9 protein-coding genes are annotated in these 12363 nt (G+C 63.2%); 7 read left to right on the top strand and 2 right to left on the bottom strand.

Annotated features, from left to right (window positions below; translation table 11 throughout):
* Positions 1-9 precede the first annotated feature (9 nt).
* On the top strand, positions 10-1035 hold the full coding sequence (locus tag IAE36_RS05300) for a hypothetical protein (protein ID WP_201210830.1): 1026 nt from the start codon (positions 10-12) through the stop codon (positions 1033-1035).
* Positions 1036-1136: 101 nt separating this feature from the next.
* Positions 1137-1448, top strand: coding sequence for a YkgJ family cysteine cluster protein (locus IAE36_RS05295; RefSeq protein ID WP_236408611.1), 312 nt, complete (start codon positions 1137-1139; stop codon positions 1446-1448).
* 292 nt (positions 1449-1740) lie between these two features.
* Here IAE36_RS05295 and IAE36_RS05290 read toward each other — a convergent pair whose 3' ends face one another.
* Positions 1741-2655, bottom strand: a complete 915-nt coding sequence (locus IAE36_RS05290; RefSeq protein WP_236408609.1) for a LysR family transcriptional regulator — start codon at positions 2653-2655, stop codon at positions 1741-1743.
* 205 nt (positions 2656-2860) lie between these two features.
* Between IAE36_RS05290 and IAE36_RS05285 the strand changes: the two genes are divergently transcribed.
* The 5 genes from IAE36_RS05285 (at position 2861) to IAE36_RS05265 (ending at position 11101) form a co-directional block, all read left to right on the top strand.
* Positions 2861-3883, top strand: a complete 1023-nt coding sequence (locus IAE36_RS05285; RefSeq protein WP_201210829.1) for a zinc-dependent alcohol dehydrogenase family protein — start codon at positions 2861-2863, stop codon at positions 3881-3883.
* 506 nt (positions 3884-4389) lie between these two features.
* Positions 4390-5775, top strand: a complete 1386-nt coding sequence (locus IAE36_RS05280; RefSeq protein ID WP_201210827.1) for a hypothetical protein — start codon at positions 4390-4392, stop codon at positions 5773-5775.
* Entirely contained in the window at positions 5775-7103 is a 1329-nt protein-coding gene (locus IAE36_RS05275; protein ID WP_201210825.1) for an aminotransferase class I/II-fold pyridoxal phosphate-dependent enzyme, read from the top strand. The genes IAE36_RS05280 and IAE36_RS05275 overlap by 1 nt, the downstream gene beginning before the upstream one ends.
* Positions 7104-7193: 90 nt before the next feature.
* Positions 7194-8843, top strand: a complete 1650-nt coding sequence (locus IAE36_RS05270; protein WP_201210817.1) for a VRR-NUC domain-containing protein — start codon at positions 7194-7196, stop codon at positions 8841-8843.
* On the top strand, positions 8840-11101 hold the full coding sequence (locus tag IAE36_RS05265; protein WP_201210809.1) for an ATP-dependent DNA helicase: 2262 nt from the start codon (positions 8840-8842) through the stop codon (positions 11099-11101). Before IAE36_RS05270 ends, IAE36_RS05265 begins: the two co-directional genes overlap by 4 nt.
* Here the strand turns inward: IAE36_RS05265 and IAE36_RS05260 are convergent.
* A complete protein-coding gene (locus tag IAE36_RS05260) occupies positions 11098-12279 on the bottom strand; it encodes an NnrS family protein (protein ID WP_201210806.1) in 1182 nt (393 codons plus the stop codon). The two genes, IAE36_RS05265 and IAE36_RS05260, sit on opposite strands and share 4 nt — an antisense overlap.
* Positions 12280-12363 lie beyond the last annotated feature (84 nt).

The raw sequence follows: 12363 nt of genomic DNA, 5'->3' as shown, positions 1-12363 counted from the left end.
GACCACATCATGCCACTTCCCCTGCTTATCGGTGCCGCCGCCATTGCCGGCATCTACGGTGCAGTCAAAGGCGTCAGCGGCGCCATCGACCACAGTAATGCCAGCGACCTCAACGAAGACGCCCGCACCCTTGTCAACAAGGCCAATGAGCAAATCGAAGAGCAGCGCAAGACCACCAACAGCACCCTGGAAGACTACGGCCAGCGCAAGCTGCGCGCATTCAATGGTGTGGTCGCCGATTTCATCACCACCTTCGAGCGCATCAAGAACGTCGAATTGTTGCAAAGCCCTGAGCTGGACAAGCTCAATGCGGGCGACTTCTCCAGCAAGACCCTGACCGGCCTGCGTAAGGACTACAAAGCGCTGCAGGACGCCGGCCTGGGCCTGGGCGCTGGCCTGAGCGGTGGCGCGGCGCTGGCCTTCGGTGCCTACAACGGCACCATGCTACTGGCCACCGCCAGCACCGGCACGGCGATTTCTTCGCTGGGTGGCGTGGCCGCGACCAACGCCACGCTGGCCTGGCTGGGCGGCGGTTCGCTGGCTGCCGGCGGCTACGGCATGGCGGGTGGCATGATGGTGCTCGGTGGCATCGTTGCTGGCCCTGCGCTAGCCATCTTCGGCCACGTGTTGGGCAACAAGGGCGAAGAGGCGCTCAACAAGGCGCGCAGCAACATGGAGCAGGCGCGCACCATCCGCGACGAAGCTAAGCTGCTGACCGACAAGCTGAGCGCCATCGCCCAAGTCACCACACTGGCCAACAACACCTTCTCCAACGTCAGTTCGCAACTGCGCCGCGCAGTGAGCGAGCTGAAAACCGTCATCGAGCAGCAGGGTGTCGACTTCCGCGCCTACTCCGACCAAAGCAAGAGCGCGGTGTTCGGTTCGGTCAAGTTCGCGCAACTGCTCAAGGCCATGATCGATACCCCGATCCTGGATACCGACGGCAACCTGGTGCTGGCCACCGAAAAACGCATCAAAGACGTCACCCTAGTCGCCAACGGCAAGAAAGCCGGCCTGGATGCACCTGAAGCTTGATTGCGTTCAGGCGCAGATCCATGCCCCAAGCAGCCATGCCCACGCCTGGCGCGGGCAATTTCTTTGCTAACCCAGTCGCTTCAAGGTGCTGAAAGGTCTGCATGTCCACGATGGTTTCACAGCGTTCCCTGTTCCCCTGCAACCAATGCGGCTTGTGCTGCCAGCGTGTTGACCAGTCTGCCGAAACCCGCGACCTGGATCGTGGCGATGGCACGTGCAAGCATTACGACGCGGTGCAGAAGGGGTGCGGCATTTACGAGGAGCGCCCTGACATCTGCCGAGTGGATCGTCTGTACGCGCAGCGTTTTGCCCAGCATTACAGCTGGGACGAGTTCGTGACACTCAACGTGGCGGTATGCATTGCGCTGCAGCATGAAGCTAGACGTTGGATCGTGTCCCAAGACGAGGTGTAAATCATCATGGCCTTGACCACTGAGTTTGCTGTGTAGTTGAACACGGTCGACAGCTTGGCCCGCGGACTATCGCAGACCGCCTCGAAGGCCTCCCATGCATGAAGTACCGGCACAGGCACCATTCGTCGTTCTGCTCGGCGGATTTAATCGGTCGTAGCAACGTCAGCTATTATCTAATGCATCACTGCATTTGGATCAGGCTAAATCAGTTCAACGGCAGCTGCCGCCAACCGAGTCCGACACAAAACTTAACATCGCGTCCGGCATCAGTTGATGCACTACAACGTGCAATTCAAAGACTGTCAGGATCCCCAAAAAACATCTGTATCCGCGACCGCAACCACCGCTCCGCCGGGTCATTATCCTGCGCCCCCCGCCACGCCATATGCAGTTCAAAACTCCGCACCTCCAACGGCAGGTCCTCGGCGCGCAGCCCGCCGGCGGCCGTCAGGGCGTCCGCCGTGTAGTCCGGCACCGTGGCGACGATGTCGGTACCTGCCAGCAAACTGCCCAGGCCGTTGAACTGCGGCACTGCCAACACCACGTGGCGCTTGCGCCCAAGCTCCTGCAGGGCTTCATCGATAAACCCCGACAGGTCACCTGCAAACGACACCAGCGCATGGGGGCGGGCGCAGAAGTCGTCCAGCGTGATGCTGCCTGGCACGCTGTCGGCCCTCAGCAGTTTTGGCCTGCTGCGGCGCAATACCTTGCGTTTGGCGTTGGCAGGCAGTTCGCTGGTGTAACTCACACCTACCGAGATCTCGCCAGAGGCCAGCAGGGTGGGCATCAGCAGGTAGTTGACCCGCCGCACTACCAGCACAATCCCCGGCGCCTCGGCACGGACGCGTTTCAACAATGGCGGCAGCAGGCCGAACTCGGCGTCGTCCGACAGGCCGATGCGGAATACCGCGTTGCTGGTGGCGGGGTCGAACTCGGCGGCGCGGCTGACGGCGGTGGAGATGGAGTCTAGCGCGGGGGACAGCAGGGCGAAGATTTCGTTGGCGCGGGCAGAGGGCTCCATACTGCGGCCCGTGCGCACGAACAGCGGGTCGTCGAACAGGTTGCGCAGGCGTGCGAGCGCCGCGCTGATGGCCGGCTGGCCGAGGAACAGCTTTTCGGCAGCACGGGTGACGCTACGTTCGTGCATCAGCGTTTCGAACACGATCAACAGGTTGAGGTCTACGCGACGGAGGTCGTTTCGATTCATCGGTGCGCTTCGCCTGAATGGGGGCAGGGGTGAATCTTAAGGCCAAAGGCTGGTAACCTGCACCCGTTTAGGTGGCCAATGCCAGGGAAAGTCAGGTGCCCAATCGATGACAGGCATGTCGACTATTAATGACCACTGATGGCCTAACCGCTAAAGCCCGGATAGAGTCAATGGTAATTAGCGTTTCACACAGGCGAGGTATGCGATGTCCCGCATGATCCGTTTCCACAAGTTCGGCGCTGCCGACGTGCTCCGTTGCGAGGAGCAGGCCGAGCCGACGCCCGCCGCCGGTGAGGTGCAGGTCCGCGTTGAAGCGGTAGGTATCAGCTGGTATGACGTGCTCTGGCGCCAGAACCTGGCATCGTCGCGTGCACGGCTGCCTGCCGGCATCGGTCATGAGATGGCCGGCGTGGTGACGGCGGTCGGGGAGGGCATTGACGATATCGCTGTTGGCGATCGGGTGGCCAGCTTCCCGGCCACCAGTGCCAACGACCACCCGGTATACGGCGACGTCATCGTGCTGCCGCGCTCGGCGATCACCCGTTACCCGGATGTACTCAGCCCCATCGAAGCGAGCGTGCACTACACGCCGTTGCTCATCGCCTATTTTGCCTATGTCGACCTGGCCCGCGCCAAGGCAGGGCAGACGGCATTGGTGACTGATGCCAGCCACTGTGCAGGGCCGGCCTTCGTTCAATTGGGCAAGGCGCTGGGGCTCAAGGTGTTCGCGGCTACCAAAGATGCCGAGCAGCGTGAATACCTGCTGGGCCTGGGGGCGGACAAGGTGATCGTCACCGAAGAGCAGGACCTGGTGATGCAGGTGGGCAAGTACACCGACGGGCGCGGCGTGGACATGGTGCTCGACGGCCTTGGCGGGCCACAGATGTCGTTGCTGGGCGACGTGCTCGCCCCGCGTGGCAGCCTTGTGCTGTATGGCCTGCAAGGCGGTAACCAGACGCCGTTCCCAGCTTGCGCAGCGTTCCAGAAAAACATTCAGTTCCATGTGCATTGCATCGGCAATTTTACCGGCAAACCCGAGCTTGGCATTGCCCAGGACCAAGTGGCACTGCACCGCGCACTGCGCGATATCAACCAATTCACCGCCGATCAGTTGCTGACCCCGCAAATCATCAAGGTGTACCCCTTCGAGCAGGTGGTGGAGGCGCACCGGTACATGGACCAATGCCCATGTGGTGGGCGTGTGGTGCTTGATTTGTCGCAACCTTGAGCGCACTGCCGTTCATCCACGAACCCGGGCTGGCCCCGGGTTTTTTGTGGGGGATAGCATACGATCATTTATTTAAAAAAAAGAACATTCCTACAACTAGAACAGTGTTGGACTACATTCCATAGATTGACTAACCAGCTGTTAGCAATATCTCGCCAACTATCCTCGCTTGAACTATCTCGGTCGACTCATCAAGCTGTCTATTCATCTTTGCTGACTGCTTTTTTTACCCCTATCTGTATCTTCAATTCGTTTTCCGTACCTCGATAATGGCCTAATGATAGTTTGCGCAAGGAGCGAGTGATGAACATGGCCAGGCCTGGTCCAGGGGGATGTGCAGCAGTGAAGCGGCGCCGTATTGCGGTGTTCTCGATGGTATGGCGACAGTGATGGGGCGTGTGCCCTGACCGATTTGCCGTACCCCTCGCGGGGGGACCCCGCAGCGTGCCGGAACAATAAAAGTGTGTTCGGCAGGGCTGGCCGCATGAAGTTGATGAGGTGATACCGTGACTGCTATTCACGACCAGGCGATGCACTATATCTACCAGCAAGTGCTGGAACGTTTGTTGAACCATATGTCGCAAGCCCAGCGCGCGGCCTTGCAGTTGTTGATACAGCGGTTGTTAGTGGCTGCGGGGGGCGCAGAATATATCGGCACCTTTCGTTTGTTGGTACTGCACGGCAGTGACCGGCGCAGTATCCGGTTGCTGGCTATGCTCCGCGCTGCGCAATTGAGCATCGCCCTGCGCGGGCCGCTGACGTTCCAGCTGCGGGTGCTGGTGGTCAGCTTGCCGGCGGCGGGCGAACCGTTGAGGTCTTGTCATGAGCGAAACTTCAGTGCGCTGTTCATGCAGGATGACCCACGGGTTCAGTTGCAGATGATGGAGGGGCGAGGGGTGGTGCCGTTCAGCAGCGTCGGCGTGTCACAGCCACCGGCCTCAACCGTTGCCAAGGATGCCATGCTGGTGTTTGGGCATTTGATCGACGCCAGGCCAGAGGCCTTGCTGGGTAGCCGCCTTCACCTGGAGGTGGCGATGGCAGTGGGTGCTGCCCTGCAATCACAGGCCAGTGCGGATGTACTGGTCACTGCGATTGCCGCTCGCCAGCGGCGACGGTTTCTGGCCTGGGCGCGGCGTAGCCTGCTGCTGGCGGGCGAGCGAGGGGTTCATGAAACGCACCATTGCCTGGGGGCACTGACCCAGGCGCTCATCCGCCTGGGTAACGCCGCGCAGGCACCGACGGCGGCCCACGCGGTACCTGAACCCCAAGCCACCACCGAAGCAGTATCGGTGCGGGTGATGCCCATGGACGATTTTCTGGAGCAGTTACTGGAGGGCCAGAAGCTTGACGTGATGCTCGGCTCCATCGACGAAACGGCCAGGGATGCCTGGCCTTTCGGGGCATTTGTAGACCCTGTGGCGTTGGCACAGCTGCACGAACTGCGCGCCCGCAGCCAGGAACCGCAGCCCGGCCGCCCGGCGTTGCGCCTGGCGTGCCCGGCAGCGGAGGGCAAACGGCGAGACTCGCAAAGCCTGCAGGTGGGCAAGGCCTATGGTATCGACCATGGCCAACTGACGTGCCTGTGCTTCAACCCCTTTGCCAGGCAAGGCAAGAACCTCGAGCGTTTTTTGCAGTGTCGCCATACCGACATGCTGGTGGCGCTGCCCTACCTGCACAGGGCCCTGCAGGGCAAACCCTGCCCAGAGGCAGTGAAGGCCTGGCTGGTGAACATCAGCGGCTTGCAACTGGGGCAACTGGAGTGGATATACGAAGGGCGGCTGCCGCTTTCAGCCTGGCGCGTACTCAGTAACCTGGCACGCCGTGACATCCACCTGAGGCTGTTACCCCGGCGCCTGCCAAACCGACCGCGCAGCTTGGCGGAGCTCACCTGATGCAGGGCGACATGCCCCGGGAGTTCGCTTACCGCAAGGTGCGCAGGTACCTGGAAGCATTGATCGGCCAGGCCCTGGCCGCGGGCACCTGTCGGTTGCCCTCGTTACGTACCCTGTCGAGCAGGCTGCAGGTATCCCTGGCAACCGTGCAGCATGCCTACAACCTGCTCGAAGAAGAGGGCCGCGTGCAGTGCCTGCCACGGTCGGGCTACTTCGTGCACAGTGGCCCCAGCCAATTGCCAGCGACCACGCCTGGCCATCCACCCTTGCCGCTGCGGCCGGTGTTGCAGGGCAGCCTGTTGAACCATGAGCGGCGGCTGGCCCGGCAGAAAGCGAGCACCTCGGGCCCTTGGGCAGACCCGGCCAGTGCCCGCCTGCGCCTGGTGCTGGCCGAGCGCTACACACGCTCGTGCAGCCGCTACTGGCGCGCGGGTGACGTGCAGTTGGCGCCGGACGTGACGGCACTGCTGGATACATTGCTCAAGGCGCTGGCCCTGGAGGGTGCCACGGTACTGGTGCAGTCCCCGTGTTGCAGGCAGGTATTGCGGGCCCTGACCAACGCCGGTTTACGCGTACTCGAAGTGCCCGTGGATGGCCGTGGCAGCCCGAACCTGCGCGCACTGGCCGGCCTGCTCGACAGCGAACCTGTGGGCATGGTGGTCATGCCTTCCTGCCTGGGCATGCCCCAGGGCCGGTTGGTAGCTACCGCCTGCCAGCAACAGATCGGTCACCTGCTGTCACAGCACCCGTTATGGGTGTTGGAAAACGATCTGGACAGCGACCTGTGCCACGCCGGGCCGCCAACCACCCGGTTGCGCGATTGGGTAGAGCCGCGCTGGTTGCTGGTGTTGGGGGGATTCGAGGCCGCATTGGGGTCCGAGGTGCCCTACGCATATGTGCTGGGCCCTGCCGAGGTACTGGAACAGACCTTCATCGAGCGTGCCTACCGGCTGGCGCCGCTGCGGCTGCTGGCACTCGCCTGCATGCTCGGCAAAGGTGAGGTCGACGCCCAGTGGCTTCAGGTGCGCACGGGCCTGCTGCGGCGTGCACAAACCCTGTCGCGTATGCTGGAACTGCAGTTCGGCCCAAGTGCCGCTGTGCACCCACCCCAGGGTGGCCTGCTGCTCTGGGTACGCCTGCGCCGGGCACCGCAGTGGGGCCGTGTGATGGCTGCCGTGGCAGGGTCTGAGCTGTATGCAATGCCTGGGGCGGAGTTCAGCCTGCAAGGCCGCTATCGGCATTATCTGGCGCTGGGGTGGCTGGGCGACGACCCGGTGGAACTACAGGCGGCTGTAGAGCGTTTGGCGAGGGCCGCAGACAGTCGCTAGCGTGTCTGGCCCGACCCGCGGCACTTGCCAGGCTGGCAGGTCTGTATGTATAAACAGTGTCCCTGAGAGCCGCCGCCTGCCCTGATTTCCGTGATTGCCCATTCCGTCGACGACCCTTTCTACTACCTGCACAACTTCCGCCAGGTGCTGGCGTGGGTGGGGCAGCGCTACGAAGACCTCCTCGATGAGCAGGAGAAGGCTTTCATCGCTGCCTTCACTCAGCTTGAGGCGCCTGCCCAGGCGCTGCTGGTGCGCATGGTGATGCGCAAGGGCGAGCTGTTTCGCGGTGATCGCCTTGAGTATGACGAAATAGGCGATACCTGCCAGGCCCTGCAACCGCTGCAGGCGCTAGGCTGGGTACGCGAACCCGAGCGGCTTGAACTTGAGCAATTGTTCGCCCTGTTGCGCAAGGACGAACTGGCCAACTGCTTCGCTGACCGGTTAAGCCGGCCGCGGGCGGCCAAGCATGAATGGCTGAGCCACCTGCAACAAATGGCCTTGGCACCGCGGTCATTGGCCGAGTGGTTCCCTGCCACCGGCGTTCGCATTTATGAGTGGTGCCTGCAGCCGGTGTGCGACCGGATACGCCTGCTGTTTTTCGGCAACCTCTACCAGGACTGGTCCGACTTCGTGCTGGCCGACCTCGGGGTGATGCGCTACGAACACGTGCCGTTCAGTGCCGACTCTCGTGCCCTGCAGCAGCGCACTGATCTTGACTTGGCCATGGCACTGCATCGATGCGCCGAGCGGCTGGACCAGGGCGACGACACCCTGTCGATACTGGCAACGCTGCAGGGGCTGCGCAGTGAAAACCCATGGTTGGCACGGCGGCAGGCGCGGCTATTGTTTGCGCTCGGCCAGCAGTGTGAACGGCAGGGTGAGTGGGACCAGGCCATGGCGGTGTACACCCAATGCAGCCATGCCCAGGCACGCATCCGCCAGGTGCGCGTGCTGGAACGCACCCAGTGTTGGGCCCAGGCGCATGCGTTGGCGCTGCAACTGGCAGCAGCGCCGGCCAACGCCCTGGAGGTGCAGGCGCTGGAGCGCATGCTGCCGCGGCTGGCGCGCAAGCTTGGCGGCCCACCGCAGCGCCGCCAGCGGGCGGCGCCGCTGGAGCTGATTGAGCTGGAACTGCCCCGGGCCCATGCAGCACTGGGTGTTGAAGAGGCCGTACGCCAGCACTTGGCGCAGGCGGGCGGGCAGGTACATTACGTAGAGAACACGCTGTTCAACAGCCTGTTCGGCCTGTTGTGCTGGGAGGCCATTTTTGCGCCGGTGCCGGGCGCGTTCTTTCACCCGTTCCAGGCGGCGCCCCAGGACCTGCATGACAGTGACTTCCAGCACCGTCGCAGTGCGGACTTCGCCCGCTGCCTGGGCCGCCTCGAAGACGGCAGCCACCAGCAGGCGATTCTCGATTGCTATGCGGCCAAGCGGGGGTTGCAGTCACCGTTCGTGTTTTGGGGCATGCTCAGCGAGGCGCTGCTGCAGCAAGCCTTGGTGTGCCTGCCCGGCGAGCACCTCAAGCAATGCTTTTTGCGCTTGTTGCAGGACATACGCAACAACCGTACCGGCATGCCGGACCTTATCCAGTTCTGGCCAGAGCAGGGCCGCTACCGCATGGTCGAGGTGAAAGGGCCGGGTGACCGCCTGCAAGACAACCAGTTGCGCTGGCTGGAGTTCTGCCGCGCCCATGGTCTACCGGTGGCGGTGTGTCACGTGCGCTGGAGCGATGCGGCGTGAGCTACAGCGTGGCGGTGCGTGCCTTGTGCGAGTTCAGTGCCAAGGTGGGCGACCTGGACCTGCGCTTCACGCCTTCGCCCACCGCACAGGAAGGCATCGAAGGCCATCGCCGGGTGGTCGCACGCCGGGCGGCTGGTTACGAATCGGAAATCCCCCTGGAAGGTGAATACCAGGCCCTGCGAGTGCGCGGCCGCGCCGACGGCTATGACCCTGCCTGCAATCGCCTCGAAGAAATCAAGACCCACCGCGGTGACCTGGCGCGCCAGCCCGCTAACCATCGCCAGCTGCACTGGGCCCAGGCCAAGGTCTATGCGTGGCTGATGTGCCAGGCCCGGCAGCTGCCTGCGATCGAGGTGGCGCTGGTGTACCTGGATGTGGACGACGATGGCCAGACACTGATCAGCGAGCACCACACAGCGGGCGACCTGCAGGTCTTTTTCGAGGCCCAGTGCCAGCGGTTTCTGGCGTGGGCACATTACCAGCAACAGCGCTTGGCCGAGCGTGACCACGGGCTGCAGGCGCTGACCTTTCCCTACCCGCAGTTCCGCCAGGGCCAGCGGCAGTTGTCCGAAACCCTGTACAAAGCCGTGAGCACCGGGCGCTGCCTGATGGCGCAGGCGAGTACGGGGATTGGCAAGACCTTGGGCACGCTGTTCCCGCTGCTGAAGGCAATGGTGCCGCAACAGTTGGACAAGGTGTTTTTCCTGACCGCCAAAACCCCAGGGCGGGCGCTGGCGCTGGACGCTATCGGCCAGATCACTGCCAGCGCCCCTCAGCCCGCCCTGCGCACACTTGAGCTGATCGCCCGTGACAAGGCGTGTGAACACCTCGACAAGGCTTGCCATGGTGAGTCCTGCCCCCTGGCTGCGGGGTTCTACGACCGCCTGCCTGCCGCACGGCAAGCGGCGGCCGGCCTGCCCCTGCTTGATCGTGCCCGGCTGCGGGAAGTGGCCCTGGCCCACCAGGTGTGCCCCTATTACCTGGGGCAAGAGATGGCACGCTGGGTCGATGTGCTGATTGCCGATTACAACTACTACTTCGACGCGCATGCGCTGTTATTCGGGTTGAGCCAGACCAACCAGTGGCGGGTAGCCGTGCTGGTGGATGAGGCGCACAACCTGGTGGAGCGCGGCCGCAGCATGTACAGCGCCAGCCTGGACCAAGGCCAGTTGCACGCGTTGCGCCAGGCCAAGCCGCCAGGCCTTGGCAGCGCACTGGACCGTGTGAACCGGCAGTGGAATGCGCTGTACAAGGAACAGCGTGCGCCCTATGAGGCCAGCGAGCACCTGCCAGAGGGGCTTCTACGCGCCCTGCAGCAGTGCGTGGGGTTGATTCAGGAACAGATGAACCAGGCCCCTGCGCACATTGACCCGGCGCTGCTGCAGTTCTTTTTTCAGGCCCTGCAGTTCACCCGCGTGGCAGAACTGTTCGATGAACACTTTCTGTTCGACATCACCGTGCGCCAGGGCCCGCGCAAGCGGCGGCTGGCAACCCTGTGCCTGCGCAACGTCAACCCTGCGCGGCTGCTGGGCCCACGCATGCGCGCGGCACGCAGCGTGACGCTGTTCTCCGCCACCCTGAGCCCGCAACGCTTCTACCGTGACCTGCTGGGCATGCCTGCCGACACCGCCTGGCTGGAGGTGGCGGCGCCGTTTCGTGCCGAGCAGTTGCAGGTACGCATCGCCAGCCAGGTATCCACCCGCTATCAGCAGCGTCACGCTTCGCTGGCCCCCATCGTCGAGTTGATTGCACAGCAGTACCAGGCCCAGCCGGGAAACTACCTGGCGTTTTTCAGCAGCTTCGAATACCTGCAACAAGTGGTTGGGTTGTTGACCCAGCAGCACCCGCAACTGCCCGTGTGGGCCCAGGCGCCTGGCATGGATGAGGCTGCCCGTCAGGGTTTTCTCGACCGCTTCGTTGCCGATGGCCGGGGTGTGGGGTTTGCGGTACTGGGTGGGGCGTTCGGTGAAGGTGTGGACCTGCCAGGTACGCGGTTGATCGGGGCGTTCATCGCCACATTGGGCCTGCCACAGGTCAACCCGGTCAATGAGCAGTTCAAACGGCGCTTGGGCCAGCAGTTTGGCGCAGGGTTCGATTATGCGTACCTGTACCCGGGGGTGCGCAAGGTTATCCAGGCGGCGGGCAGGGTGATACGCGGGGACCAGGACCAAGGCGTGCTGGTACTGATTGACGAGCGCTTCACCGAGCCCCGGGTCCAGCAGATGTTCCCCGGCTGGTGGCCGCCTGCAACCCGCTAACCCGGCAGGCCATCCGCCCGGGGTTGCAGCAGTATCGGCAGGTAGTGCCTCACGAACAACAGCAGTGCCATGCACCAGCACAAGGCAGACAGGCTGAATGCGAGAGGGGTGAGAAGGGGCAATATCACCCGCGCCAGCGCCGCCAGGTGCAGCAGTGCGAACCCAATGGCCACGCTGGCCGGCACGCTCAACGGGCGGCCTGTGTGCCCCAGGCTCACCCGCGCCATCATTGCCAGCATCAGGCCGCTCATCGCGCCCACGGTCAATGCGTGGGTTACAAGGCTAGGGCTGACGTTCACTCCAGCGTGCCATAACGCCATGCCCAGGGTGGCCACGGCAAGCCAGGCATAGGCCAGGTGCAGCGACCACAGCAGCGGTATGCCCCAAAGCCTGCGGTCATGCCACAGCAGCAGGCGGGCAGCGTGCAACGCGAACAGGCAACCAAACAGCACGGCCAGGCCCCACTGGGGCGCCTGGCCGAAGCCAGCTGCCATGGCCAGTGCCGCCGTGACACTGAGCACCAGGCAGCTGCGGTCCAGCCAGGGGCGTGGTGTGCTTGCCGTCATGTTGCCCAGGCCGCGTTGGGTGAAGAACGGAATCACCCGGCCACCCAATACGGTCATCATTGCAGCCACCAGCCACAACCCGGCCAACACGCCTTGCCGCTGCAACGGCTCGTCCTGGCGCAGGAAGCCTGCGAGGGTGAGCCATTGGCAGCCCGTAAAAACCAACACCAGCACCACAATCGGGTAGTTGTTGCGCAACCGCCGCTGCACGATTGGCCTGGCCAGCGCCAACGTCACCAAAGGCAGAAAACCACCCTCGGTCACCACAAGCCACTCAACAGGCAGCGCCAGAAACCAGGCCGCGCGCCCCAGCAGCCATATCAAGAACAGTGCCTGAAGGCTTCTCCCATGCAGGCTGGGTAATCCGCTCCAGTTCTGCACCGCCGTTAGCAGAAAGCCGCCGACGATGGCTGCGGTAAAGCCGTACAGCATTTCGTGACGGTGCCAGGCCAGCATGCCTCCGGTAGGCACGGGTGCGGACAAGCCGGCCAATGTGCCTGCCCATACCATCACAGCGATCAGCGCAAACACAGTGCCGGCCAGGAAGAACGGGCGGAACGCGAGGTTCCACAGCGGTCGGCAACGGCGGGACTCCATCAAGGGTACGAGCATGGTAATGCCTTAGATCTACCAGGGTGATTCAGGTAACATCAGAATCTGTGCCAATGCTGCAGCCCTTGTATATCAAGGTGATGG

It is taken from the genome of Pseudomonas sp. S36, assembly GCF_016647875.1.
Classification (GTDB): Bacteria; Pseudomonadota; Gammaproteobacteria; order Pseudomonadales; family Pseudomonadaceae; genus Aquipseudomonas; species Aquipseudomonas parafulva.
Note: the sequence above shows the minus strand (reverse complement) of the source record. Positions and strands in the feature narration are given on the sequence as shown.